This is a genomic window from Anaeromyxobacter sp. K, assembly GCF_000020805.1.
Taxonomy (GTDB): Bacteria; Myxococcota; Myxococcia; order Myxococcales; family Anaeromyxobacteraceae; genus Anaeromyxobacter; species Anaeromyxobacter dehalogenans.
In genome coordinates, this window is sequence record NC_011145.1 from 3736014 (window position 1) to 3760474 (window position 24461).

At 69.0% G+C, this 24461-nt stretch carries 21 protein-coding genes and 1 pseudogene; 8 read left to right on the top strand and 14 right to left on the bottom strand.

The window, feature by feature from the left end:
- Window positions 1–47 precede the first annotated feature (47 nt).
- The gene (locus ANAEK_RS16680; RefSeq protein WP_012527306.1) at window positions 48–491 is read right to left on the bottom strand and encodes a VOC family protein; all 444 of its coding nucleotides are present in this window, start codon (window positions 489–491) and stop codon (window positions 48–50) included.
- A 496-nt stretch (window positions 492–987) separates the two neighbouring features.
- On the opposite strand from ANAEK_RS16680, the gene ANAEK_RS16685 reads away from it, so the two are divergent.
- Together ANAEK_RS16685 and ANAEK_RS16690 are read left to right on the top strand one after the other, a co-directional pair.
- The gene (locus tag ANAEK_RS16685) at window positions 988–1794 is read left to right on the top strand and encodes a hypothetical protein (RefSeq protein ID WP_012527307.1); all 807 of its coding nucleotides are present in this window, start codon (window positions 988–990) and stop codon (window positions 1792–1794) included.
- A gap of 72 nt (window positions 1795–1866) precedes the next feature.
- Complete coding sequence (locus tag ANAEK_RS16690; RefSeq protein WP_012527308.1) at window positions 1867–3471, top strand: hypothetical protein; 1605 nt, start codon at window positions 1867–1869, stop codon at window positions 3469–3471.
- Between the two features lie 82 nt (window positions 3472–3553).
- Here the strand turns inward: ANAEK_RS16690 and ANAEK_RS16695 are convergent, their stop codons facing one another.
- Window positions 3554–4864 (bottom strand): DUF190 domain-containing protein, encoded by a 1311-nt coding sequence (locus ANAEK_RS16695; protein WP_012527309.1) that lies wholly within the window; start codon window positions 4862–4864, stop codon window positions 3554–3556.
- Between the two features lie 223 nt (window positions 4865–5087).
- On the opposite strand from ANAEK_RS16695, the gene ANAEK_RS16700 reads away from it, so the two are divergent.
- Both ANAEK_RS16700 and ANAEK_RS16705 read left to right on the top strand, forming a co-directional pair.
- Window positions 5088–5561, top strand: a complete 474-nt coding sequence (locus tag ANAEK_RS16700; protein WP_012527310.1) for a VOC family protein — start codon at window positions 5088–5090, stop codon at window positions 5559–5561.
- A 36-nt stretch (window positions 5562–5597) separates the two neighbouring features.
- The gene (locus tag ANAEK_RS16705; RefSeq protein ID WP_012527311.1) at window positions 5598–6146 is read left to right on the top strand and encodes a dihydrofolate reductase family protein; all 549 of its coding nucleotides are present in this window, start codon (window positions 5598–5600) and stop codon (window positions 6144–6146) included.
- A gap of 21 nt (window positions 6147–6167) precedes the next feature.
- Here the strand turns inward: ANAEK_RS16705 and ANAEK_RS16710 are convergent, their stop codons facing one another.
- The 6 genes and pseudogenes from ANAEK_RS16710 to ANAEK_RS16730 all read right to left on the bottom strand — a co-directional run bounded on the left by ANAEK_RS16710 (window position 6168) and on the right by ANAEK_RS16730 (window position 12691).
- On the bottom strand, window positions 6168–7007 hold the full coding sequence (locus ANAEK_RS16710) for an SDR family oxidoreductase (RefSeq protein WP_012527312.1): 840 nt from the start codon (window positions 7005–7007) through the stop codon (window positions 6168–6170).
- Between the two features lie 311 nt (window positions 7008–7318).
- Window positions 7319–7672, bottom strand: coding sequence for a DUF2200 domain-containing protein (locus ANAEK_RS16715; RefSeq protein WP_012527313.1), 354 nt, complete (start codon window positions 7670–7672; stop codon window positions 7319–7321).
- 242 nt (window positions 7673–7914) lie between these two features.
- Window positions 7915–10974: an alkaline phosphatase family protein gene (locus ANAEK_RS16720; protein WP_012527314.1), complete on the bottom strand. Its 3060-nt coding sequence runs from the start codon at window positions 10972–10974 to the stop codon at window positions 7915–7917.
- Between the two features lie 250 nt (window positions 10975–11224).
- Window positions 11225–12184, bottom strand: a complete 960-nt coding sequence (locus tag ANAEK_RS16725; protein ID WP_012527315.1) for a homocysteine S-methyltransferase family protein — start codon at window positions 12182–12184, stop codon at window positions 11225–11227.
- 59 nt (window positions 12185–12243) lie between these two features.
- Window positions 12244–12408 (bottom strand): annotated as a pseudogene (locus ANAEK_RS22835) (SDR family oxidoreductase); the annotation flags it as partial.
- A 1-nt stretch (window position 12409) separates the two neighbouring features.
- On the bottom strand, window positions 12410–12691 hold the full coding sequence (locus tag ANAEK_RS16730) for a hypothetical protein (RefSeq protein ID WP_012527316.1): 282 nt from the start codon (window positions 12689–12691) through the stop codon (window positions 12410–12412).
- 199 nt (window positions 12692–12890) lie between these two features.
- On the opposite strand from ANAEK_RS16730, the gene gcvA reads away from it, so the two are divergent.
- On the top strand, window positions 12891–13802 hold the full coding sequence (gcvA, locus tag ANAEK_RS16735) for a transcriptional regulator GcvA (RefSeq protein WP_012527317.1): 912 nt from the start codon (window positions 12891–12893) through the stop codon (window positions 13800–13802).
- 205 nt (window positions 13803–14007) lie between these two features.
- Here the strand turns inward: gcvA and ANAEK_RS16740 are convergent, their stop codons facing one another.
- Both ANAEK_RS16740 and ANAEK_RS16745 read right to left on the bottom strand, forming a co-directional pair.
- A complete protein-coding gene (locus ANAEK_RS16740) occupies window positions 14008–14595 on the bottom strand; it encodes a hypothetical protein (protein ID WP_012527318.1) in 588 nt (195 codons plus the stop codon).
- A 215-nt stretch (window positions 14596–14810) separates the two neighbouring features.
- Complete coding sequence (locus ANAEK_RS16745; RefSeq protein WP_012527319.1) at window positions 14811–15506, bottom strand: hypothetical protein; 696 nt, start codon at window positions 15504–15506, stop codon at window positions 14811–14813.
- 102 nt (window positions 15507–15608) lie between these two features.
- On the opposite strand from ANAEK_RS16745, the gene ANAEK_RS16750 reads away from it, so the two are divergent.
- Complete coding sequence (locus tag ANAEK_RS16750; RefSeq protein ID WP_012527320.1) at window positions 15609–16559, top strand: hypothetical protein; 951 nt, start codon at window positions 15609–15611, stop codon at window positions 16557–16559.
- A gap of 590 nt (window positions 16560–17149) precedes the next feature.
- Here ANAEK_RS16750 and ANAEK_RS16755 read toward each other — a convergent pair.
- From ANAEK_RS16755 to ANAEK_RS16765, 3 genes are read right to left on the bottom strand one after another with little or no spacing between them, the layout of a single operon-like run.
- The gene (locus ANAEK_RS16755) at window positions 17150–18694 is read right to left on the bottom strand and encodes an IS66-like element ISAnsp3 family transposase (RefSeq protein WP_012527321.1); all 1545 of its coding nucleotides are present in this window, start codon (window positions 18692–18694) and stop codon (window positions 17150–17152) included.
- Window positions 18695–18709: 15 nt separating this feature from the next.
- Window positions 18710–19111, bottom strand: coding sequence for an IS66 family insertion sequence element accessory protein TnpB (gene tnpB, locus ANAEK_RS16760; RefSeq protein ID WP_012527322.1), 402 nt, complete (start codon window positions 19109–19111; stop codon window positions 18710–18712).
- A 2-nt stretch (window positions 19112–19113) separates the two neighbouring features.
- Window positions 19114–19488: a hypothetical protein gene (locus ANAEK_RS16765; protein WP_012527323.1), complete on the bottom strand. Its 375-nt coding sequence runs from the start codon at window positions 19486–19488 to the stop codon at window positions 19114–19116.
- A 94-nt stretch (window positions 19489–19582) separates the two neighbouring features.
- On the opposite strand from ANAEK_RS16765, the gene ANAEK_RS16770 reads away from it, so the two are divergent.
- Window positions 19583–20491: an ATP-dependent endonuclease gene (locus ANAEK_RS16770; protein ID WP_012527324.1), complete on the top strand. Its 909-nt coding sequence runs from the start codon at window positions 19583–19585 to the stop codon at window positions 20489–20491.
- A complete protein-coding gene (locus ANAEK_RS16775) occupies window positions 20478–21905 on the top strand; it encodes a UvrD-helicase domain-containing protein (RefSeq protein ID WP_083779849.1) in 1428 nt (475 codons plus the stop codon). The genes ANAEK_RS16770 and ANAEK_RS16775 overlap by 14 nt, the downstream gene beginning before the upstream one ends.
- Window positions 21906–22091: 186 nt before the next feature.
- On the opposite strand, the gene ANAEK_RS16780 is transcribed toward ANAEK_RS16775, so the two are convergent.
- On the bottom strand, window positions 22092–24380 hold the full coding sequence (locus tag ANAEK_RS16780) for a hypothetical protein (protein ID WP_012527326.1): 2289 nt from the start codon (window positions 24378–24380) through the stop codon (window positions 22092–22094).
- Window positions 24381–24461 lie beyond the last annotated feature (81 nt).

Here is a 24461-nt window from a genome sequence, read left to right on the forward strand (position 1 = left end):
TCCCCGGCGCCGGCGCCGGTCCGGGATCGGCGGCGGACGGCCGGTGCTCAGCGGTGGGCCAACTCGAAGAGCTCGATCGGATTGCCGTCGGGATCCTCGATCTGGGCCTGCTTGCCCCCGGGGCCCACCTCCATCTCGTTCCTGAGCCGGACCCCCGCCTGCTTCAGGTCGGCGATGCGGACAGGCAGGTCCTCCACCTGGAGGACCACCCGGTTCCATCCACCGGGCTCCTGCTGACGGCCGTCGGGCAGCAGCCGCGAGCCCGATGCGCCGGGACCGCTCAGGATCAACTTGAGGCCGCCCACCGAGACCTGGCCGAAGGCCGGCAGGTTCTGCATGTCCAGCCTGAAGCCCAGGGTCTGCGTGTAGAAGGTGAGCGCGCGCTCGACGTCCTTGACCTGGTATCGAACGCCCCAAAGCCCCACCACGAAGGCCTGAGTTGCACCGGGTGCACCCGAGCGCTGCTTCTCGTTCTGCGGCTTCGAGCTCATGGCCAGCCTCGCGTGGCGTCCCCCGAACCGCGACGACGTGGTTCACGCGCCGCGCAGACGTCCGCACATCGAGACATAGCCGCGTCGCCGCTGCCATGAGGACTCCCCTCGGGTCCACCGTCCAGGACCTTCGCACGCAAGCGCGGTCCCCCGCATCGTCCGTGCACCCGGCGGCCCTCCGAGCGGCGAGAAGAGCGGCGTGCGGATGGTCGAGGTCCCTTCGCGGACGTGTGCTGCATCGGCTCGAACGGTGGGGGCTGACGCCTCTCCGGCCGGCCGCCCTCTGAGCGCCGGCCGCCTCCGGCGAGGACCACCGGGTGCCGTCTCACGCCGTCTGCGGTCGACGCGGCACACGCAAGGTGTGACCCCGACATGTCGGGTCACGCTGCCCGTGCACTCCGGTCTTCCGGGCACGAGACGCGCGCGGCCGCAGTCCCGGAGCGTCGGACCGGGCCGCGAGCGCGAGCGTCGACGACTTCAGCTCCGGAGGCCTCCCGTGCCGGTCGAACTCGAGATTCGCGATGGCGAGCCGTGGTGGATGAGCCCCGACGTCTGGACGGTCCCGGGAACCGACCCCGAAGGCCCCGCGGGGGCGCCCGTCATCGGGCAGCCCTGCTACCTCTGGGCGCTGGTGACCAACAAGGGCACGAGCAACGTGAGCAATGCCGCGGTGCGTTTCTACTGGGCCAATCCGTCCGTTGGATTCGACCGCAACACCGCACACTTCATCGGCGCGTCCAACGTGAACCTGTTGCCCAACGAGTCGGCCGAGGTGCTGTGCCTCGCGCCCTGGATCCCGGAACACGTCAACGGTGGCCACGAGTGCGTGCTCGCGGAGGCGTTCCACACCACGCTCGATCCCCTCCCGCCGGTGCCGGACTTCGACGTGCCGACCGACAGGCACGTCGCTCAGCGGAACCTGAACGTCGTGCAGGCCCTGCGCGGCTTCTTCGCGTTCCCCTTCACCGTGTACAACGCGCTCCGGACCGAGGGGCGGTACCAGCTCAAGGTCCGTCAGGGAACGCTCCGCGAGCTCGATCCGCTGCGGAGACGCCTCAGGCTCGAGCGGCCCAAGCTGGAAGGGAAGCTCGTCCGGACGGCCTTCGTGCAGGCCCGATGCCCCACCGAGGACGTGCTCGACAGGCGCGACGACGGCCGCGTGGAGGAGGTCTCGATACGCGGCAAGGGCGGCCACTTCACCACGCTCGTCGGCCGCGTCGAAGGAGGCGCGGCGCTCCTTCACGTCGCGCAATACCGGGGCGACACGCTGGCGGGCGGCATCAGCGTGCTCGTGATGGGCTGACCGGCGCAGCGGGTGCTGCGCGCCGCGCCGTCCGGTTTCGATGTCTTTCTGCTGGTCGAGAGGAGCGCCATCATGGCCATCACCGTCCCGACTCGTCCCTTCGCGTCGGACCTGATCACGGGCCTGATGCTGCCCGACGGCATCTTCGTCACGATGCTCGGGAAGCAGAACATCAACCTGCAGGTCCAGAACGCTGGCGGCGGGAGCGTGGCTGCCCCGAAGGTCTACATCGAGAGCGTGTCGCACCCCGCGATCGCCTACTCCCCCGGGACCCGGTTCCTGCCGACGCTGCCTGCGAAGGCCGTTCACGTGGAGCAGTGGCTGGCAGACTTCAGCCAGTGCCCGAGCGGCGTCCACCACATCAGCTTCATCGTCGAGGACGCCGCGGGGACCAAGAGCCGCTTCATCAAGAAGATCTTCGTGATGGGCGTCGCCTTCGACCCGACCACCCATACCTTCCACGCGGAGACGCCTCAGGGAGTCCTGTCCGTCAACTTCCTCGATCTCGTCCGGCCCGCCCGCGGCTGCAAGAACACGCAGCCGGCGCCGGACGGCTGCTGCGGTCACAAGCGGCGCGAGGACCCACGGTCCGCCGACGAGCTGGCACACGACACGAGCGATCGACGGCTGCGCGGCCTGAATCGAGCCAAGCTCGCGACCGGGAACCTCACCGCACTCTTCGAGCGGCTCGGGCCGAGCTTCGAGTTCTGTCCCCCCGGATACCTGCCCCACGTCGTGGAGATGGCCTGGACCCCGACTCCGCCTTACGCCGGGCAGTACTCCGACCTGCCCTTCGAGGACCCGTGGTGGAAGATCGTGCTGTGCATCCTCGCGGTGCTGCTGCTGATCGCGGCCGCCATCGCGGAGTCCGTCGATGGCAGCGGGGACGTGGTGGTCGGCGGCGGCTCCGGAGATACGGGCAGTCCGGTGGGGGATTGCTGCGGCGTCCGGGCCGGCGGCGGCGGCACGAGCCCCATCGCGGCCGGGCTCGTCGCGGCCGCCGCGGCGGCGGCCACCGCGGCGGCCATGAGCGACGCACGCGACCCCATCCGGCGCGGACAGGACGCGACCCTCCCCGGCGCCGGGGAGCTGACCATGAAGGAGCTGCTGCGCGTAGAGCTGACGTATCCCGAGGCAGTGGCGCTGGGCCGCCCCTTCGCCGCACGCGCGAGGTGGGACTACAAGCGAGCGACGAACGCCGCCATCTACGAGGCGTCCGGAAACGACCTCAACCACAACCTTCACGTCACCTCGAGCTACGAGATCGACGCCCCGGAGGTGGTGGCCTCGTACGCCAAGGACGGGGAGTGGGTCATCAAGGCTCGCTTCCGCGACCAGGACGGGAACCTGTTCCGGGGAGCCCAGCTGCTCGTGCAGTGCTTCCTGGTCGGCCCGCAGGGCCAGTCGGCGAAGCTCCTGCTTCAGGACGACGGGAGCTTGCCGGACGAGAAGCCCGGCGACGGCACCTACGCCGGCCGACGCCATTTCTCGCAGGCATCCGCGGGCCTGTGGCGCTACTTCGTCATCGCGCAGGACGTCAACCACGCGACGCCGGACCTGAAGCCCGAGGACGCCGCACAGATCATCGGCGGGATGGTGGTCACGCATCAGCTCACGATCACCTTCGACGAGGACGACTGCCCGTTCGTCCCCGACGGTCACGTGATGGTCGTCTAGGTTCTGCGGAGAGCCTGCGGCTCGCCATCCTCGTCCCGTTGGCGCGCTCGTCGATCGGATCCGGCGAGCGCGCGGGCCCCGTCTACGGGACCGCTCTCGGCGTGGGAGGCGGGCCGGTGAGCCCGTGGAGCAGGTCGGCCCTGTCCACGATCCCGACCACGCGCCCCTCCGCGTCCGTGACGGCGAGCACCTTGTCCTCGCCGCGCAGCATGCTCGCGATCGCCTCCGAGAGCAGCACGTCCTCCCGGACGGTGGCCACGTGCCGGCTCATCACGTCCGCCGCCGTGCGGCCGCGCGTGTGCGCCGCCGCGGACTCCTCGCCCTTCGCGTGCCGGAACGGGAGCCGCTGCATGAGCGCGCGGATCGCGCCGGGACGAAGGGCTGGCGTCACGCGCTCGAGGAGCTCGGCGTCGGTGACGAGGCCGACGGGACGCCTCTCTTCGTCCAGGACCAGCGCACGGTTGAGGCGTGTGGACGTCACCGCCTGGAACACCTCGGGCAATGAGGTGTCCGGTCGTACCGCGGGTACGTCCCGCCGCATGACGCGGGAGAGCGGCTGATCCCCCACGAGCCCCAGCTCTCGCGCGACCGGCTCCTTCTTTCCGTACCCGATGCCGACCGTGCGGAGCAGGTCCACCCGGCTCACGATCCCGACGAGCGACCCGGCGTGGTCCACCACCGGGAGGCGCTTGAGCCTGCCACGGACCATGAGCTCCGCCGCCGCGGGAAGCGAGGCGGAGGAGCTCACGGTCACGGGATCGGGCGTCATCACGTCCGCGGCTGTCCGGCGCTGCTGCGTCAGGCGCTCGAGGAGCTCCTGGAGCGCGGGCTTGTCGAGCCTCGCCAGCAGGTCGAGCCGGACGCCGAGCCCGCCGCGGTGGACGAGGTCGCTGCTGGTGACGATGCCGACCGGCCGACCGTCCTCGACCACCGGGACCGCGCGGTACGTCTTGCCGAGCGTGAGCTCCACGACCTCGCGCACCGGCGTCGAGCGCGCCACCGTCACGACGTCCCGGCTCATCACGTCGGCGACGACCGCCGTCGTGGTGAGATCCCGCACCGGGTGCGGCTCGAACAGGAGCACGTCCGTGTCGTCCACGGTGATGAGGCCGTGGCGAACGAGCTCGCGGAGGCGGGGCGCGAGCCGCTCGACCTGCTCCGGACGATCGACCCACTCGATCACGAGGGGCAGGCGCCAGGCGACGTCGGCGAGGCTGCTGACGTGGATCCGGCCCGTCGCGCCGAAGCCCTCGACGCCCTTCAGGACGGTCGCTCCCTGGGCGCTCTCCCGCCGGAGGAGCTCCAGGATCGCGAGGTGGAGCGGCTTGCCATCCGCCCGGTCGTCCTCGCTCACGTAGATGCGGACCCGCTTCGCCTTTCCGAGCGTCTCCATGCGCGCTCCTCGTGCGCCCTCCTTCAGAAGTGTCGGGCGTTCGCCGCGCCGAGGAGCGTCTCGCATGGGGTGCGACCGATGAGCCCTTCTCCGCCGCCGGGTCGGATGAGTGGAGCCCCTTCCGATGGCTCGTCGGCAGGGCGTTCCTTCGGTACCGACTCTCCCCATCCGACCGCCGCCGCGGTCGATGGGCGGCAGGCGCCCCACAACGGAGGACGAGCACATGACGAAGAACACGATCTGTCTCTGGTTCGACAAGGACGCCGAGGCCGCGGCCCGCTTCTACGCCAAGACCTTCCCGGACAGCGCCGTCGGCCGCATCTACCGTGCGCCCAGCGACTTCCCGAGCGGCAAGAAGGGCGACGTGCTGATGGTCGCGTTCACGGTGGCCGGGGTGCCGTGCATCGGGCTGAACGGGGGTCCCGCGTTCAAGCACAACGAGGCGTTCTCGTTCCAGATCGCGACCGAGGATCAGGCGGAGACCGATCGCTACTGGGACGCGATCGTCGGCAACGGTGGCCAGGAGAGCGCGTGCGGCTGGTGCAAGGATCGCTGGGGCGTGTCGTGGCAGATCACGCCGCGGGTCCTGATGGAAGCGCTCGAGGCAGGGGGCGAGGAGGCGCGGCGCGCCTTCGAGGCCATGATGCCGATGACGAAGATCGACGTCGCGAAGATCGAGGCGGCGCGGCGTGGCTGACGGCTGCGTGATTCGACGCATCCGGCCATCGACTCCATGGGACTCCTGACCTTCGCGCTCAACGTGACGCTCGACGGGTGCTGCGACCACCGCGAGGGGATCGCCGACGACGAGATGCTCCGCTACTGGACGCGCCGGATGGATGCCGCCGGTGCGATGCTCTTCGGGCGCCGGACGTACGAGCTGATGGAGGACGCCTGGCCGCAGGTGGCGCGCGACCCGAAGGCGAGGCCGGCGGACCGGACCTGGGCGAGGAAGCTCGAGGCGAAGCCCAAGTACGTGGTCTCGACCACGCGCCGCGACTTCCCGTGGAGCAACACGCACCTCGTCGAGGGAGACCTGACGCGGGCGGTGAAGGCGCTGAAGAAGGCCACGCCGCGCGGGATCCTGGTGGGCAGCCCCCAGCTCTCGGCCGCGCTGCAGCGCCTCGGTCTCGTGGACGAGTATCGCCTCGTCGTCCACCCGGTGGTGGCCGGGCACGGTCCGTACCTGTTCACCGGCCTGCAGCCCTCGCTCCGCCTGAAGCTCGTGTCGGCGAGGCGGCTGAAGTCGGGGATCGTGACGCTGCACTATCGGCGGCGCTAGCGGCCGGGCGCGGCGGCCGGGCTACTTCCCAGCGGCCGACTCCCGCTCGCGCAGCCAGTCCGCGAAGCGGATCTTCCCGAGGCTCCGTGGGCCGCGCGGCGTGTTGAACGCCGCGCGGTATCCTTCCAGCGTCGGACGCGTCCACGGCGCGGGCGCCGGGGCAACCCCGCCGTCGAACCCGAGCGCGTCCACGGACACCGGCACGAGGCTGGCGGGGCGGCCGGTCACGGCGAGCCAGGTCGCCGCGAGGTCGCCGAGAGTGAGGACCTCGGGCCCGGCGAGCTCGGGCGCGTCGCCGAGGGGCGGCCCGAGCACGACCTCGAGGAGGTGGTCCGCGACCTCGCGCTCGTCCACCGGCTGGAACCTGAGGTCCGCGACGATCGGCGTCGGCAACGGCAGCGTGGCCGCCGATCGCACCATCCGATCCACGAACGAATGGAACTGAGCGACGCGCACGATGGACCACGGGACGCGACCGCCACGAACCGCCGCCTCGATCCGCTGCTTCGAGGCGTAGAACGGGAGCGGGATCGCGTCGCAGCCGACGATCGAGATGAGCGTGAGGTGGCGGACGCGAGCGGCCTCCGCGGCCGCGAGCAGGCGGCCCACGGCGCGCACGTCGGGATCGCCCGCGCCCTTGGCGCTCGCGAGGTGGAGCACCGCGTCCACGCCCAGCAGCGCCGGTCCGAGGTCGTCCTCGAGCAGGTTTCCCCGAACCCACTCGCAGCCCGCCGGAGCATCCGGCGAGCGCTCGCTCCTGCTCAGGATCCGCGCCGTTACCCCGGGGCGTGCCCGGAGCCGGGCGACGACGTGGCGTCCCAAGGTGCCGGTCGCACCGGTCACGAGCAGGCGAGCAGTCATCGTCGATCCCTAACGAGCGGCCAGGCGAGATGCTCGGCGCCGTCGCGAAGCTGACCGCGGTGGAGCGCCGGCGCCCCTTGCGCGGAGCGATGCGCGACCCCACGATTCAGTCGCGTGACCCGGGGCTCGAGAGGGCAGCGGGGATCGCGCGGAGCTTGCCCGCCGCTCGACGGCGAAACGGGATCGCGACGGGCGACCGTTGGTTTCCCGGCGTCGCATCGACGACCGAGCTGGTTCCGCAGGGGCGGCCTGGAAACGGGCCGCCTCTCATTTTCTTGCGCGCTCGGACGCCGCGTCCGCACCGCCGTGGCTCACTTCCGGAGGATGCTCTCCAGCTTCTTCCCCCGGGCGAGCTCGTCGATGAGCTTGTCGAGGTAGCGGATCTTCTGCATCAGCGGGTCGGCGATCTCCTCCACGCGCACGCCGCACACCACGCCGGTGATGAGCCCGACGTTCGGGTTCAGCCGCGGCGCCTTCGAGAAGAAGGTCTCGAGGTCCACCTCGGAGTCGATGACGCGCTGGAGCTTCGCGCCGCGGTAGCCCGTGAGCCACGCGATGATCTCGTCCACCTCCTGCTTCGTCCGGCCCTTCTTCTCGGCCTTCTGGACGTACAGCGGGTACACGCTCCGGAAAGACATCGTGAAGACTCGCGGCTTCTTGTCCATGCTCGTCGGGTCCAATGGGTGGGTGCGCAGGGCACCTGAGGGTCCTCGCCAGAATACTCGCATTCCGTCGCACGCCGGGCCGCGAAGACGGCCCGCCTCAGCTCGCTGCACGGACCGCGAGCTGCTTCGCCGCACGCCGTGAGGGTCGGCGTCATGCTGTCTGCTGCTTTGCAGCTTTCGTGCAACCTTCGTGATCGGGCAAGCCCTGGCCGTGGGTGGTGGGCACACCGTCCCCTAGACCCTCAGCGCCGCGGCTTCAAGACCCCGCGCAGCCCCGCGTGAAAGTCGCGCGGCTCGACGGGTAGCTCCACGTCGGTCCGCTGAACGACCGTCACCGAGCGCGGCGGGAGCTTCGCGATGCCCGGCATTCCGCCGGCGTCCGTCGCGAGCAGGTCTGTGCCCGCGACGATGTCGTGCAAGCCGCGGCCGCCGGTGGGGCGCCTGCGCTTCGCGTCGAACGGCTGCGGCGCCTGCCGGGCGCGCGCGAGGTCCAGCGCCTGCCCGAGGTGCGCGGCGGCGTTGACGCGGTCGCCGAACGTGGCGAAGACGCTGCGCGGAAGGTGCTCGCGGTTGTGCACGAGGATCGTCTTCAGGATGCAGGTGTGCTCGAAGAGCGTCTTCTCCGCCTTTGCGGCGCTCACGTAGGGCGAGAGGATGAACGTGGGCACGCGCGGCCCGAGGTATTCCGGTCCGTCGGGATGGAGCTTGCTCCTGGGTCCGAGGGGCGTGGGCGGCGCCTTCGCCGTGCCCGGCGGCGGCACGTGATCGTAGAAGCCGCCGTGCTCGTCGTAGGTGATGAGCACCAGGCAATCCCGGAAGTGCCCCGACGACCAGATCGCGTCACACACCCGGGCGATGAAGGCCTGCCCCGCCGCCAGGTCGGCGATGGGATGGTCGTCGTTCGCCGTGTTGACCGGCGGGATGTCCACGAAGTTCGGCTCGACGAACATCACCCGCGGCAGCGGCAGGAGCGAGCGCAGCGTCGCGTCGAGCCCGTCCGCCGGATCGTCGATCGGCACGACGTGCCGATCGTCGAGGCGGTAGCGATCGAACATGCGAACGAGCGAGAGATCGCTCTCGAACACGCGCCACTCGATGCCATGATCCGTCAACACGTCGAAGATCGAACGCTGCCGAAGGAACCCGATGCGCGGGTCGTCGATCTCGAAGTTGTCGAGCTCGGGGATGGATCCCAGGATGGTGGCGAACCGGTTCGGCCAGGTCGGGCCCGGGTGGGCGCAGAACCACCGGTCGCACACGCAGAACTCGTCTGCGAGCTTGTAATAGACCGGAAGGTCCGCCTCGCCGTACATCGTCATCGCGAGCTGCGGGGAATCGGTGCGCCGCAGGAGGTCGCGCGCGAACCCCGCCATGGCGCCGGACCCGGCCGTGGCGTCGGTGCCGTCGCCGATCTGGAACGGGACGGGATAGTGCGCTTCCCCCGTATCCACGCCGCCGGTGTGGACGTGGTCCTCGCCGTGCTCGAAGTAGTGGTGGCTCGGGCTCACCGGAATCTGCGTGCCCATCCCGATCTTGCGAGTGGCCACGAGCGGCACCTTGTCGAGGAAGCCGCCCGCGGAGGCGCTGCTCGCGCTGGACGGCGGGCCGTCGTAGCCGCCCTCGGCACGTGGCCGCGCGGCCGCGAGGCCCCCGAGCATGTGATCGTACGAGCGGTTCTCCATCATGATCACCACCAGCGTCTGGTGGCGATCCAATCGCTCGAGCGCATCGCCGGCCTCGACGTGGAACTCCGGTGGGAAGGTGCCCAGCGGGTCGCTCGACGGCGCCGGATCGGCAGGTGCAGGCTCGCCCGGCGTGGGCGACGGAGCGCCCGGCTCGGCCGCCGGGAGGTCCAGGCCGCCCGACAGTCCGCCCATCGCGTCACCCATGCCCGGCCGCCATGGCCGCCATGGCGCGTCCTCCGGCGGCAACACCGGATCGTCGAAGTAGCGGACCTGCCACGCCTCGGCGCCGAACGACACCGCGTCCACCACCGCGCGCTGACCGATGGCACGGCCGAGCACGAGGCGCAGGTAGCCCAGGATCTGCCAGTCGGTCGGATAGCGGAAGTAGAGCTCGATGAACTCGTTCACCGCCTCCTTGGCCGAGGGCCCCACGTTCCCCATGTCGAGCAGGACGCCCTTGATCTGCACGTACGCGTCGTACGCCATCTCGAGCGGCGGGAAGAAGTCCACGGCCACGAAGGCCGCCGGCGTCAGCTCGGTGAACGAATGGTCGAAGGCGAGGAAGAGCTCGCCGAACTGCCCTTCGAGCGTCGCCAGGTCCACGCCGAAGATCGACGCGGAGGCGTTCTCGAACGCGGCCTGGATGCGGAGCGCGACGTCGTCGTCCTTCACTCGGTCGAGCCGCGGCGACATGCGTCCGCGCTCCCGGGCGACGTCCTTCAGCTTGCGCCCGGACTCGGCGGTGATCTTCAGCGACACGAGCCTCGCGCTCGAAGAGACCACCGGGATGTCCTTCTTGTAGATCTCCGGCGACACGCCGAGCAGCTCTGCGAGCTCCTTCCCCATCGAGACCTGGAGCTCGCCGCCTTCGATGACGACACGGGGAACCATCGCCTCGATCGCGACACGAAACAGGCTGTTGAAGAGCCGGACCGGGATGCGCTTCGTGCGGAACGGGACCCGCCCGATCGTCGTATGCGCTTCGACGTAGATCGTGGCCGGCCCGGGACCCTGCGGAGTCACCGTGACGCGCCACCAGCCGATCCGTCGCGCGGGCGCGTCCGGGCTCGGAAAGCCGGGTGGATCGAAGGTGACCTGGCGCAGCTGGCTCGTGACCTCCGCGGGCAGGTTCCAGACCTGCACCGGGTCTTCCAGCCCGGGCGCGAAGAGCTGGACTTGAACGGCGGCCTGCATCACGCCGCCGCCGCCGCCGCCGCCGCCGGGCGGCTCCGGCGGTTCGACGGGCGGCGCGATCGGATGACCGAACGGATCGACCGTGCCGCCGCCGATCCCCCGCCCGGGCACCCGGATCCTCGCCAGGGTACCTGTTGGCGCTGGACCCTCTCCCGCGAGCGCGGGCGGCGTCCCGTTCCCCGCGACGGCGCCAGCCGCGGCGCTGCGCACACGCGCCATGCGCGCCTCGCTGCCTCGCACCGGGTATGCCCGGATGCCGATCTGGATGCCCCGTCCGAGCCCGTAGAACCGCAGCGAGAACTCGGTGAAGGGCGCGATCGCGGCTTGGGTCTGCTCGCGCGAGGAGTGACCGAGGACGCGAGCTTGATTTCCCTCGGTCTCGTACGTCGTGTAGTGCAGATATCCGTGGCTGCGAATTTCCATGGCGAGCCTGCGACCGACAGTGAGGGGCCACCACCATGGACATGCCGCCGGGCCTCTTCAATCGCGCGAACCCAGGTCATGCGGGGTCACACCGTAAGTGATCGCATTTCGCGATCCCGCGTTCCCACCGTGCGGCGGGCCCCGCGATCCGTTCGCCCATGAGTACGGGGTACGTTCGCATCACGTCCCTGCGCGCGGGTGTCCGCTCGGCGCCGCCGGTTACCCGCGGGCTTCGAGCAGTCTGACGCTATCAGCGGGACGTCAGGAGGTCCGCGAGCGCAGCGATGTGCCGCTCGTCGGTGCCGCAGCACCCTCCGAGCAAACGCATCCCGAGCTCCGCGTGGACGCGGGCCATCTCTCGCGCGAAGGCGGCCGGCGATTCGGTGTCGAGCTCCGCGCGCCCCTCGAGCTCCTCGGGGGAGAGGCGAGACGTGTTCGCCTGAAGGCCGACGACGCGCGTCGCGAGCCATGGCGCCGAGGAGAGCTCGAGCGCGAACGCCGTCCGGAAGACCGACGCGTGGACGCAGTTCACCATGTACGCCGCGGGCCTGGCGCCGGGCAGCGCGTCGATGCGCGCCACCGCCTCGCGCAGCGGGGTTCCGTCGAGGAGCGTCCCGGTCGAACGCAGCACGAAGCTCAGGAGGAACGGCGCCCCCGTGCGCCCCATCGCCAGCGCGAGCCCCTCGGCCTCCGACACGGCTGGCAACGTCTGCGCCACGAGGAAGTCCACGCCCGCCTGCGCGAGCGCCTCCACGTGCGGCGCGTGGAAGGCCGCCGCCTCCTCGCGCGGAAGGGCCTGAGCTGGCAGGTACGCGTCACCCCGACACCCGACGAGCCCGCCGATGAAGACGCTCGCCCCTGGCGCGCCGGCCTCGTCGCGCAAGGCAGAGAGCAGGCCCACGGCCTCGCCGAACACATCCCGGCCGGCGAGGCCCGCGCGCTCGAGGCGCTCCGCGTTCGCGCGCCAGGTCGGGGTCAGGAGCAGCGTCGGCATGCCGTGGCGAAGGCCGATGTGGCGATAATCGCGGTAGATGCCGGCGAGCACCTCGCGTCCATCGGGACGGAAGAGGAGGCCTGCGTTCGCGACGTGCGGGTCGAGCAGGCCGCCGGGGTGACGGCGCACGCGCTCGACGACCGAGCCTTCGGCGAGGAGCAGCGGCGCCTCCGCCAGCGCACGAAGAAACGCCGCGTGCCTCGCCACGACCGTCATCCGCGTTCTCCCATGGTCAGCACCACCCGGGCCCGGGCTTCGGTGCCTCCCGGTCCTGCTCAGTTGTACTTGTTCCGGCCCGCCATGACGCCGCCGTCGACGTCCCACACGGCGCCGGTGATCCAGGAGGCCTCGTTCGACAGCACGTGAGCCACGGTGTGCGCGACGTCCTCGGGCCGGCCGACGCGGCCGCTCGGATGGAACGCGTTGAACCCCTGCAGCGCCTCAGGCGACCTCGTAGATGCGCACCTCCGGCGCCGCCTCGAGGAGCGGCTCCAGCGCGGTCACCACGTCGGCGTTGAACAGGGAGGACTCGAGGTAGGCGCTCGCCTGCCGCGCCGTCTCGAACCCGTGCAGCACCTGCACGTCCTCGTCGCGGACGAGGAGGTCCTTCGACTTCGCGCCGGGGATGGTCTCGAGGAAGGGCGCCTTGTAGCGCCGGTACACGCCGGCCGCGGCCGGCCGGTTGGCGGGAGCGATCTTCAGGGTGATCTGCAGGTAGGCCATGGGGTTCTCCGTTCCATGCTCCGTGCCGCGCGAAAGCAGGGCTATGCCGTCCAGGGGGCACGGTCGACGGCCGCCTTCGGCTCTGGTAGGAGGGGCGAACCGCCTCTCCGCCGCAGCCGAGGCGCGAGTCATCGTCCCGAGCGCCCGGGGTCGCAATCGAGGGTTTCTTGGGCGGTCGCAAAGAAGAACTTGAGCGTCCATGAGCGCCCCCGAACACCTCAACGCCCTGCGTGCCTTCGAGGCAGCCGCCCGGCACGGGAGCTTCTCCGCCGCGGCCGCCGAGCTCCACGTGACCCCTGCAGCCGTCGGACAGCTCGTGCGGAGCCTCGAGGAGGTGCTCGGTACGCCGCTGTTCCACCGCGGCGTGAGCGGGCGCAAGCGGCTCGCCCTCACCGAGGCAGCCCAGCGGGCGCTCCCGGACATCCGCGCCGGGTTCGAGCGCCTCGGCGTCGGCGTGGCGCGGCTGAAGGACGTCTCGTCCAGCGGCGTGCTGACCGTGACCGTCAGCCCAGCGTTCGCAGCCAAGTGGCTCCTGCCGCGGCTCGAACACTTCCACGAGGCGTGGCCGGACCTCGACGTGCGGCTCGACGTGAGCGCCGAACTGCTCGACTTCGCGGCGCGAGGGGTCGACATCGGCGTGCGCTACGGCCCGGGCGGCTGGCCCGGCCTCGTCTCCGACAAGCTCCTGGACGAGGAGGTCTATCCCGTGTGCTCGCCGACGCTCCTCGGCCGCCGGCGCCTGCGCCGGCCGTCGGAGCTCGCGGGGCTACGCCTCATCCACGACCGCTCCGTGGATGCCCGCTCCGGGTTCGCGACCTGGGATGCCTGGCTCGAGAAGGCGGGCGTGAAGGACGTGGAGACGAAGCGAGGCCTGCGCATCAACAACTCCGCCGCGGTGCTCCAGGCCGCCATCGATGGTCACGGCGTGGCGCTGGCCCGCAGCATCATGGCGCGCGACGACCTCGCGGCCGGACGGCTCGTCCGCCTGTTCCCCGAGGTGAAGTTCCCCTCGGTGCTGGCCTACTTCGTCGTCTACCGGCCCCAGTGCGCCACGCTGCCGAAGGTGATCGCGTTTCGCGACTGGCTCGAGCGTGAGGCGGCCGGGCGGTGAAGGCGAGCCGGGGGATTCGGCGAGGCTGTCGCTGTCGGCGGCGGCGAAGTCGCTGCGGCCGGCCGCCCGCGAGGTCGCGGCGCGGCTCGGCGGATGCCGCGCGACCGTTCACGCGATGATCGAGCGCAGCGACTTTCGGTGCGCGGTCCGGGGTCGATCCAGCCGACCGCGCCGCACTTCTTGCCGCTGGGCGAGCGCCCTGACCTCATCCACGCGCGACGCGAGCCACACGTACAGCGAGATAAGGGCCAGGTTCGCAGTTCTCATTCGTGAACGCCGCAACGAGTCGGAGCGCCTCGGCCAGGTCGTCCACGAGGCAGTAGCGGTTCACCCTGACTTCCCGCGCGAGCAGGTTGCAAGATAGCGGCGAGTGGGTCAGATCCTGGCCCATATCCCAGCACACGACGTCGAACCCGAGCACGTCACAGTGCGTCGGGCCTGGACCGGCAGGCAAGTCCGGAAGGTCGGCACCGAAGAGGTCATCCGCCCGCAAGTCCCTCCAGGCTCCGTCGATGAAGGTGCGGAGGGCAGCCCAGTAGGCGAACAGGTTGTATTTGTCGCCATCGTCGGCGGGTATGGTTTCCAGCGCCGCCTCGCGGGTCGAGTAGGACCATGCTCGGTTGTGCGTCCAATGCTGAATCCACTCAGGCGGGCGCTTCGCGAGGCAATCACTCACGCTGCACACGTCGACCACGCCCGTCTTCTTGTCCGGGTCCCACTCCGGAGCAGGGGTCCACGGCATCTTCACCTGGTACCCGAGGAACACCAACCGTGGCAGGTCGTCGCTCCGCATCCCTTCCCCTCTCCTAGCGTCGAAGCACGTCCTCTGGATGCGTCGGCAGCGCCTACCAGGGCAGCCCCGGCCGGCTCGCGAGTACGGGCCCAACGGGCCGCATGACGAACAGGTGCGCCTGCAAGGCATTCACGCCGTTGCCGGGGCGCGACTGCTGGTCGTGGTCTTCACCTTCGGTCGTCGCGATCGTTTCTTCCTTCTGCGTTTCCTCCCCGTCACGACGGCGGCCCGTCAGCCAAGCCGAGCGACTTCAACAGCCCCGGAGCGGCAGCCAGGTCCGCGTTGGTGCGGATGGACTCACCGCAGGACGGGTCTACGCGAAGCGCCTCCCGTAGATGAGGAAGCGGGTCGAAGCTCCCGGACACGAGGCCGAACCAGCCGAGCAAGACGTGCGTGTGAACCCACGAGGCGTCCGCGAGCACGGCCAACCGGGCGAGCTTGATGGCGCCGTCCCGGTCGCCGGCCTTCCATCGCCACACGCTGACGCGGCAAAGGCTCTTCGCCGCGAACATCCCGCCCGGCGCAGGAGCGGCGTCGAGGACCTGGGCGACCTGAACTCGGTCGGCGTCTCCGAGGTGCTCCGCCTCGGTCGAGGCCAGGTCCATGAACATCCACCAGTTCAAGTCCGCCATGAATTCTCCGGGGTCCATGTCGGTGGCGAACCGGCACTTGCCCAATCCCTCCATCGCGGTGAGGAACGCGCCCCGGTGGTCACCACCTTCCCGTGCCCGGAACGCGGCGCCCATGCGCCCGCCGGGGGTGTTGTTCACGGCACGGCGGAGTGGCGGAAACACGCGGCAGAGCAGCCGTATCGGCGGCAAGACGACAAACCCCAGCGCGTTCGCGAAGGCAGTCCAGAAGCGGGACTGCCGCGTCGTCGTGTACTCCGCGTACTCGCGATACCGAAGCATCGTGTACCGATGCTACCCTGAGTGACGGGGCGTGGCACGCACCCCGAGTGCCGGGCGACGCTCCAGGGGCCGGCAGGCATGGCTCGCGACGGACTGAGCGTCATGAACTTCTCCAAGCACACCTCCCGCGACGGCGACCAGGCAACCCAGCGAGGCGCCTTCCTTTCCGGCAGCGCCGCCGCGGGCCTGGCGCTGCTCCTCAGCGGGGCAGCGTTCTCCGCGTTCCTGGCATTTCACGGGTGGGGGACGAGGCCGTCCGAGTGGACAGTCCAGCAGAGCGTCCTGGAGTTCATTGCCGACTACGCCGGCGTGGGCGCACTGGGGCTACCCACGGTGGTCATCGCGACCGTCGTCGGGAGCCTCGTGATCGGAGGGCTCATCGGCTGGCGCGCGCGGCGGCTCGTTGGCACTCCGCTGTCTCGGTCCGCCAAGGTGGCGATCCTTTCAGTCGTGGGCTACTTCGGCGTAGCCTTTGTCGTTGCAGCGCTACCCGCGGTTGCGGCGCTCACTCGCGAGGCGGATGCGCTCTGGACGATTCCGCTTCTCGGGATCTACGGGCTCGTCGGCGCCGCTGTCCTGCTCCCCCTCGCGGTGGTCCCGCTCATCGTCGCGGCCGCACTGGTAGAGAGGTGGACGAGGCCGTTCAGTCGCAGCGATGAGCCTGCGTCCGCAGTCGGCCACAGAGCGATTGTCACCGCGCTGCTGCTCGTCTCGGCTGCCATCGGGACCTACTCAGCCATGCGCTTCGCGGTCCGCGAATGGGACGTCAGGAGCGCCGACGACGATGCGTGCGTCGTCATCGCCGGCATGCCGCGCGCGTCGGTGCGCGCGGCATGCGGAGCGCCGACCGACACGGGAGTCCAACCGAAGCGAGGAGACGTCGTCCTGCATCCGCCGTTCGTCTGGTTCTGCTCTGCGGACGTCGACGTGTTCGGGAACTCCCGGATCGACTACGACTGCGAAGGCAAGGTTGCGAACGTCGCGCGCGTCGACGCCGAGGGCTACATCCGCGCGCCCGTACCCGCTCCCTCGTCCTCAGGGCCCGTTCCATAGGAGACCAGGGATGGCCAGCGTCTATTGGAAGCGCGCCACCTGGTACGCGAACTTCCTGGACGTGACCCGACCGCGGCGGTCCCGCTCCGGCACATGACGCCCGCACGAGGCGACGCTGCTGCTCCACTCGGGCGTCCCGCTCCACCGCGTCCAGCGGATCATGCGGCACCGCGACGTCCGGCTCACGACGACACATACGTACACCGCGGGGCCGACGACCTCCGGGGCGAGTCGAGCAGCTCGCGCCGGAGCGCGGGTATCGGCGAGCCGCGTTCTACCAGCGTTCCGCGATGCAAACGACGAAGGCCGCGACCCGCCGGTTTCCCGTACGAAGTCGCGGCCTTCTGAGTCGGGAAGACAGGATTTGAACCTGCGACCCCTTGGTCCCGAATCCGCGAAGGGCGGTTCGCACCGGTTCGCACCGGGTCAAGCGGACTCGCAACGTATCGAAACTCCTCGGGCCGTCGCAGACTCCACTTCGCACCGGGGTAACCGCCCGGGCAACCGCGTCTTGACGTAGCTGTCGCGCGCCACCGCTCCGCGGCCTCGTTCACCTCCTGGTCCGTGTTCGTGTTCGCCGCCGACCGCCGTCAGGTCGACGGCTCGGCTCTGGGCGGCGTCCAGTTGTGTGGCAGCAGCTCGTCGATGCGCGAAGCCGGGTGGCTCTGGACGCGCAGCAGGACGTCGGCGAGATAGTCGACCGGGTTCACCTGGCTCGCCTCGCACGTCGCGATGAGCGAGTAGAGGCCGGCGAGGTTGTCGCCGGCTTCGTCGTGCCCGACGAAGAGGAAGTTCTTGCGCCCCAGCGCTGCCACGCGCAGCGCGCGCTCGGAGGCGTTGTTGTCGATCGGCAGGCGCGGGTCGGTGAGGAAGAGCGTGAGCGCGTTCCACTGGCCGAGCGCGTAGCCGATCGCCTCGCCAATCGGGCTCTTCGGCGGATGACGCGACTGCTCGGCGTCCAGCCACGCCCGGAAGTCGTTCATCAGGGCTCGGCTCGCGGTCTGCCGCATCTCGAAGTGCTCGTCGGTGCCGAGCAGGTCCGCGTCGAGCGCGGCGCGCTCCACCTTGTAGACCTCGAGGATGAAGTCCATCGCCAGCTTCGCGGCGTCCGGCGCGGTCGACAGCGCCTCGAAGAACTTGCGGCGAAGGTGCGCGAGACAGCCGGCGCGCTCGCGGCCGCCGGGCAGCGTCACCTTGTTGTAGCCGGAGTACGCGTCTGCCACGAGCTTGCCGAGTGTGTCGCCGAGCACGCGGAGCGGCGTCTCGCCCGAGCGGCTCCGCGAGTAGACGTACGAGATCATCTCCTTGTCGGCTTCGTCGCGCGCGATGAAGCTCCACAGCCAGGCGGTGCGCGTCTTGCCCTTGGCCTGCACGCGCTGCGTGGTCTCGTCCGCGAGCACGATCTCCTTCTTGGCGACGAGCTGAAGCAGGCGCTGCGACAGCGGCTTCGTGGCGACCGCGACTCGGTGGAAGAGCTCGCCCAATGTCGAGTCGTCGACCTGCACGCCCGCGCGGCGGTACGCCTTCGCCTGGCGGTACAGCGGCAACGAGTCGGCGCACTTCGAGACGACGACCTGCGCCATGAAGGCCGGGCCGAAGCGAGCTTTGTCGTACACTTTCGCCGGCGGGTTGGCCGTGATGATCGCTTCGCCGCAGCGGCAGCGGAGCTTCTCCTGGACATGGATCTGGCGTTCGACGCGCGACGGGACGAGCTCGTACATCTCGGTCGTCTCGCCGCCGCCGAGTCGGCTGAAGTCGTGACCGCCGCATTTCGGGCAGACCTTCTGATCCTCGCGGACCGTGTGCTCGATCTTCCGCGTCACGAGCTGGCGCTTCTTCTCGGCGTTCTCGCGGCGGGTTCGGAGCGCGGCGATCCGGTCCGCCTCGGCGCGAGCTGGATCGCGAATCTCCTTCGCGACCGAGGGCATCTTCTCGGACCGGGCGCCGAAGACATGGCGCTGCAGCTTCTCGACGGTCGCCTGCACGGAGGTGAGCTGGTCGCTCAGCTTCGCGATCGACTCGCTCTGCTGCCGGATGGTTTGGGCCTGAGCGGAGATCGTGTCGTGCGCGGCCGCGAGCTGAGACGAGAGGCTCTCGGCCTCGTCACGCCACTCGCAGCGATGCTCGCCGCCCATTCACAAGCGTAAAGATCACGCCGGAGCGGGCTTGTCCATGGGACGACCACCGGGACGATCCGAGTGGGACGGGGGCTGCCAGTGCTCGGGCCGCCGAACGCGGCCGAAGTCGATCCCGTCGAGCAGCATCGCGAGCTGCGTCGCGTCGATCTCGACGGCCATCGTGGACGAGTCCATGTGAGGCAGCTTGAACTGGCCGCGCTCCAGCCGCTTGTACACGAGGACGAACCCGCCCTTGTCCCAGGTGAGGATCTTCACCCGGTCGCAGCGACGCGACACGAAGACGAAGAGGTGACCGGAGTACGCGTCCTGGCGGAGTTCGCCCTGCACGATCGCCATCAGCCCATCGATCGACTTCCGCATGTCGATCGGGGTCGAGCCGATGAAGATGCGGACCGACCGCGGAATCGTGATCACGGCTACAGCGCCGTGACGAGGGCGCGGAGGTACGCAGGCTCGGTGCCGGGCGGAAATCGCACGACGACGCCGGTCGGGAGCGCCAGCTCGAGCAGCGACGAGCTCGGCTCGACCAACCGCGCCTTCGGCGCGGACGCTACCACGCGGACCGGCACGAGACGCGAGCGCTCCTTGGCCGGAGCCCGCCCTGGGACTTGACCCGATGACGCCGGCGCCGCCTCGACGAGCGGGCGCGACTCCTTGCGCAGCCGGTAGATCCAGTTGCGCAGGTTGCTGAACGAGATCCCGCGCTCTGAAGCGAACTCGCGCTGCGTCAGGTCGCTTGTCTCGAAGTCCGCGACGAGCTTTGTCCAGCGCTCCCGGTCCTGGTCGGCCATCGGCTCCTCCGGCGAAAGAACGCGGAGGATCTCGCCCTCGAGCTATGGCTGCCAGCCGGGCTTCGGCGGGCGGTTACGTCTCGCCATTCAGAAGATGTCCATTCCAGAAGGCGCGATCGTACTCGTCGACGAGGTGGAGCATGGGCTCGAGCCGCACCGCCTCCGCCACTTCCTTCGCGCGCTGCGCCCGGACATGCAAGAAGGCGGTGCACCGCAAGGGCAGGTGTTCCTGACAACCCACTCCGCTGTCGCGGTCGTGGAACTCTCGGCTGGCGATCTCGCGATCGCCCGGCACGGCCCAAGCGAAGTTACGCTTCGCACGCCTTCGCGCGAACTGCAGGACGTCGTACGGCGCGCCCCGGACGCCTTCCTCGCTCGTAGCATCATCGTATGCGAGGGAAAGACGGAGGTCGGCCTACTCCGCTCCGTGAAGCTACAGTGGCTGAAACATCACGGCGAAGCACCGATCGAGCATCATGGCGTCACGCTGGTCGATGGCGGAGGTTCCTGTGCGCCACGCGTCGCAACGGAGCTCGGCAAGCTCGGATACAGAACGCTGCTCTTTCGCGACAGTGACAGGGCGCTCGGCGCGGACGAATCGCGCGCGGCGGTGGAGGCCAACGTCACCATCGTCGAGTGGGAGGACGCGAAGTCTACAGAGGAGCGGGTTCTCGCCGATGTCTCGGCGAAAGGTGTTCAGCGGGTCCTCGATCTCGCCTTCGAGCTCAGGGGCGCAGCAAGCGTTCTAGACACGATCTCGGCCCAGCTGAACGTGCGCCCGTCCCTCCCACCCTCGTTCTCCGACTGGAAGGTGGCCGGTAAGTCCAAGCCCGAGCTTCGCGCCGCGATCGCTGGCGCGGCGAGGGACTCGAAGTGGTTCAAGAACATCGAGTTCGGCGAGCGACTCGGCGAGATCGTTGCGCAAGAGCTCGCGGCCGGCATGGAAGCTCCAACCGCCACAGCGCTCGCCGAGATCGAGACGTGGGCGTATGACAAAGGGTGAACTGCTCGCCCGAGCAGAGTGCGCCTCCGTGGTTGCTCCGGCTGGCTGCGGCAAGACTGAGCTGATCGTGCGTGCCGTCGAGGCGACCCCCTCGGGACGGGCTCTCGTGCTCACGCACACGCACGCAGGCGTGAGAGCGCTGCGCGAGCGACTCGCTCGACGTGGCGTTCGTCGGGACTGCGCGCGGGTGGACACGATCGCCGGGTGGTGCCTGCGGATGGCAGCGGCATACCCGGCCCGCTCGGGACTGGTCACCCCAGAACCGACTCGCGGGGAATGGAACGCCGTGTATGACGGAGCGGCCGCGTTGCTGGAGATCCGCGCGATCCGTCGAGTAGTCCAGGCTTCCTACTCGAGCGTATTCATCGATGAGTACCAGGACTGCAACGACCGGCAGCATCGGGTCATTCTCGCACTCGCCGCGCTCCTGCCGTGCCGCATCCTCGGAGACCCGCTTCAGGGCATCTTCGCATTCGCCGGGCGCACGCTGAGCTGGCAGCGCGACATAGCTCCCGAGTTCCCGCTCCTGTTCGATCTCGACGAACCGTGGCGGTGGAAAGGCCACAACGAGCCGCTCGGTCGCTGGCTGCTCGGCGCTCGCGACGTACTGGCGTCAGGCGACGCTCTGGACTTCACTGACGCCCCCGTGCGCTGGGTGCAGCACTCCGAGGACGCTCAACGCAAGGAAGCAATGCGGGCGATGCGGCTGACGGGCAGCACGGTCGCGATCCGGAAGTGGCCGAACGACAGTCACGCGTTCGCCAGGAGCGTCGGAGGGCTGTACGCCTCGATGGAGGAGATGGACTGCTCGGCACTCCTCGCCGTTGCTGAGGATCTGGACCGACTTCGCGGAAGCGCGCGCGCGAAGCGGGTCCTCGATTTCGCGATGGAGTGCCTGACGAAGGTGTCGACATCGCTCGCGCCGATCGACGCGGTCCTCTCGAAGGGCGAGCTGCCCATGCCGGCTCGGTACCGATCGAACGCAGCCGTCGCCGCAGCGCTGGTTCGCGTTGCGGAGACTGCCGATTTCGAGGCCGTGCGAGTCGCGATGGACGCGATCGAGGCGACTCCCGGCGCTAAGCCGTTCAGGCGCGAGCTCTGGGACGAGCTCGGTCGCGCGATCAACGAGTACGGCCGCGGAGAGCACCCCAATCTCCGGGCTGCCGCGTGGGCTGCCCGGAACCGAGCAAGGTTCGGTGGGCGCCGCCTCGATCAGCGACTCGTCTCGAGGACCCTGCTGATCAAGGGACTCGAGTTCGACAACGCACTCGTCCTAAACGCGAACGAGTTCGAGAATCCGCGTTTCCCGGGCGAGGGGGCGAAGAACTTCTACGTCGCGATGACGCGCGCCGCGACGGAGCTCGTCGTCCTGTCCGAAGATTCGCGCGTGAGGTTCTCAAAGCCGACGCTGTGACCCGGCAATCTCCGGGCCATTTGCGCACGTCTCGGTACGGGATCCGCCACTTATCGCGCGTCACCGGGGCTCGTTTCTACGCGCTCGGACAGAAGGGAACACCAACGACGCCGGTGCCGAGCCGCTGCAGCTCGTGCCTTCGGGTCAGCACCCGTTTCGGCCCAGCGTTTCGGAGCAGACGCGCTGCTACGGCGTAGCAGGCACAAGTCGCGCCGCTACGTCCTCAAGCACGCGGCGAAGCTTTCCTAAGTCCACCTGCTCAGCGACGTGCTGAACCCGCAACCCCCAGTGTCGTTCATGCAAGTTCGCGGAGCGCCTTCGAATACCTCGAGCGGCCCGGTCGCGTTCTTCCCGCGCCGGCGCATTCTGCTGCGCAACGTGCTCCGAGATCTTGTCTAAGAACCGAGTCGGATCTGCATCCGCGTCGACAATGAGCACCGCCAGCGTGGAGAGCCCGTTCTCGAGGCTGTGCCACCCTGCCTCATGCCTGCCCGCCTTGAATGCCCATCCGAGCAGCACGTCAGCGATCCGGTTCCACGCGTCAGCACACGAGCGTCGGTGCGCTTCAAGCGCCACGTCGAACAACATTTCGTGGACTCGGAACCCTTCGACGAGTAGCACTGCCTCTCGGTCGTCGGGAACCCACCCCAGTGCTGCCACAAGAAACGCTCCCGAATTTCGAAGTTCGTTCCGAAGGTCGTGCGGACACGCGGGTGCATTCGAGAGCGCAAAGAGTACATCCGCTACGCCGTGAGCCCACTGTAGCAACTCCAACGCCAGCATCGAGCCGCGGCGTAGGGCAGCGACGAACAGGTCCTTGTACGCACGCTCCCAATCGTCAGCCCAAGTAGCGATGTTGTGGATAGAGGCTCGCGCGCGAGGATCTTCAGCGTTTGCGTCCAGAAGCTGGTTCCCAAGAGCCACGAGCGACGCGCGCAGCCCTTGAGTGCTGGTGCTCGAGAAGTATGGCCCTAGATACGAACCATGAACATTCATAACCGGCGCATCCGGCTGGGCAAGAACCGCGGCCGCGAGCGGTACCAGGGCTTCCCTGACCGATCGAATCGCAAAGCGCATGTCGGGCGACTCAGCCCGCAGCAGAGCCATGGACACACGCGCGAACTGCTGGACGCAGGTAGGCACCACGGCCCGCGTTGCGTCCGCAGGTAGCGCGGCGCGTGCGATCTCACCGATTTTCAGAACCAGCTGCGTTCCCTCCGTGACTTCGCCACGCTGCGCGGCGAGCAAGCTGACGTCGCCCATCAGCCGAACGCCTTGCATCTCGACATCAGGCATGGAGCGGGTCACGACCTCGCGAACCGCGTCCGCCAAGTACCCAGCCGCGAGCATCGCATGGAACTTCGTCGCAGTTTCTGACCCGTAGTCGATCTGGACATACAACGCTGCCACCGCCGCCATTGCTCGAAACGTGTTTTCGATCTGCGCTTCGTCGCCACGCGCCACAGCGGCTCGACACTCGACTCGAAGGTGTTCGAGTGTTGCGTTAATGAACGCGTCTGTCGAGAGATCGGGGCCGAAGAACGGAATTGTTGGGTAGAAGGTCCTCCCTTTTGCTTCCACGTACACGGCGTTGATCGCAACCATCGCGTGTAGCGCGGCGCCCGCGACATCGTGATCTCCACGATCCGCGTAGTACCGTGACAGCGACGCTGCGTACTTGAGCGCCTGCCGCGCGCCGTCGGTCCAGTGACTGTTGATCGTGAAGTACGCAGCTCTCGCCGTATCACGCGACAACCGACCAGTACTTGGCGCCACATCCGCCGGTGCATCGGGAACCTCAAGCAGTGGTGCGGCTCGCTTCGCACGACGCGCCCAAGTCTTGAGGTCACCCGTCGCGTCGCGGACCACGAATACCAACTGCTGCGCTGGGTTGATCAGTTGCAGAGCCCGCCGGTAGGCGTAGAGGAGCAAGACCACGATGGCAGCGGTGGCCCAAGCTGCCCCGAGAGTCATCACCGGGAGCCATCGGCCACCGTTCAGCAGGGAACATCCCGCTACACTCATCGACAGCAGGAAGGATGCCCCGAACGATGCAATGAGCCTCCCGTCTGCGCTGAGCCTCCGAAACAACCCATATGGCATCCGCTCGATGTTTACTTGCAGAGCGAACAAGATCAGCGTGAACGCGAGGGCTGCGGCGCCGATCAACGCGCTGCCGATGGTTACGAGCAGGGTCTGCAGGCCTGCGAGCCTCGCTTCGATCGCAAAGTAGCCTTCGACCCGACCGCGAAGCGGGCGCATCAACCACGCTGTTGCCCCCATCGCGAAGGCCACCGCGGCAACTGACATCTTGAAGACGTTTCGCGCCTTCCAGGCACCCCATTTGGACTGAGCCAAGTAGAGGCGATGCAGCGCCGTAGCGTGCTGCCGGGCGGCGACCCGCGTGAGACGGGACCATGCCGTTCTGATCCGACGCCCTACCGTCGTTTCCCACTTCTCGCGCTCGCCCGCCATCCTGTCCCCCTAGGTCACGAATCGTTATTCACGTCCCCGAACGCTACCTCGAGACACGCTCTCTAGCTGCGCGCCGTCAAT

Excerpts from the sequence above, each read along its gene's own strand:
- ANAEK_RS16680 (WP_012527306.1), bottom strand. The coding sequence starts at position 491 with ATGAGCTCGAAGCCGCAGAACGAGAAGCAGCGCTCGGGTGCACCCGGT.
- ANAEK_RS16690 (WP_012527308.1), top strand. The coding sequence starts at position 1,867 with ATGGCCATCACCGTCCCGACTCGTCCCTTCGCGTCGGACCTGATCACG.
- ANAEK_RS16695 (WP_012527309.1), bottom strand. The coding sequence starts at position 4,864 with ATGGAGACGCTCGGAAAGGCGAAGCGGGTCCGCATCTACGTGAGCGAG.
- ANAEK_RS16700 (WP_012527310.1), top strand. The coding sequence starts at position 5,088 with ATGACGAAGAACACGATCTGTCTCTGGTTCGACAAGGACGCCGAGGCC.
- ANAEK_RS16705 (WP_012527311.1), top strand. The coding sequence starts at position 5,598 with ATGGGACTCCTGACCTTCGCGCTCAACGTGACGCTCGACGGGTGCTGC.
- ANAEK_RS16710 (WP_012527312.1), bottom strand. The coding sequence starts at position 7,007 with ATGACTGCTCGCCTGCTCGTGACCGGTGCGACCGGCACCTTGGGACGC.
- ANAEK_RS16715 (WP_012527313.1), bottom strand. The coding sequence starts at position 7,672 with ATGGACAAGAAGCCGCGAGTCTTCACGATGTCTTTCCGGAGCGTGTAC.
- ANAEK_RS16720 (WP_012527314.1), bottom strand. The coding sequence starts at position 10,974 with ATGGAAATTCGCAGCCACGGATATCTGCACTACACGACGTACGAGACC.
- ANAEK_RS16725 (WP_012527315.1), bottom strand. The coding sequence starts at position 12,184 with ATGACGGTCGTGGCGAGGCACGCGGCGTTTCTTCGTGCGCTGGCGGAG.
- ANAEK_RS16730 (WP_012527316.1), bottom strand. The coding sequence starts at position 12,691 with ATGGCCTACCTGCAGATCACCCTGAAGATCGCTCCCGCCAACCGGCCG.
- gcvA (WP_012527317.1), top strand. The coding sequence starts at position 12,891 with ATGAGCGCCCCCGAACACCTCAACGCCCTGCGTGCCTTCGAGGCAGCC.
- ANAEK_RS16740 (WP_012527318.1), bottom strand. The coding sequence starts at position 14,595 with ATGCGGAGCGACGACCTGCCACGGTTGGTGTTCCTCGGGTACCAGGTG.
- ANAEK_RS16745 (WP_012527319.1), bottom strand. The coding sequence starts at position 15,506 with ATGCTTCGGTATCGCGAGTACGCGGAGTACACGACGACGCGGCAGTCC.
- ANAEK_RS16750 (WP_012527320.1), top strand. The coding sequence starts at position 15,609 with ATGAACTTCTCCAAGCACACCTCCCGCGACGGCGACCAGGCAACCCAG.
- ANAEK_RS16755 (WP_012527321.1), bottom strand. The coding sequence starts at position 18,694 with ATGGGCGGCGAGCATCGCTGCGAGTGGCGTGACGAGGCCGAGAGCCTC.
- ANAEK_RS16765 (WP_012527323.1), bottom strand. The coding sequence starts at position 19,488 with ATGGCCGACCAGGACCGGGAGCGCTGGACAAAGCTCGTCGCGGACTTC.
- ANAEK_RS16770 (WP_012527324.1), top strand. The coding sequence starts at position 19,583 with ATGTCCATTCCAGAAGGCGCGATCGTACTCGTCGACGAGGTGGAGCAT.
- ANAEK_RS16775 (WP_083779849.1), top strand. The coding sequence starts at position 20,478 with ATGACAAAGGGTGAACTGCTCGCCCGAGCAGAGTGCGCCTCCGTGGTT.
- ANAEK_RS16780 (WP_012527326.1), bottom strand. The coding sequence starts at position 24,380 with ATGGCGGGCGAGCGCGAGAAGTGGGAAACGACGGTAGGGCGTCGGATC.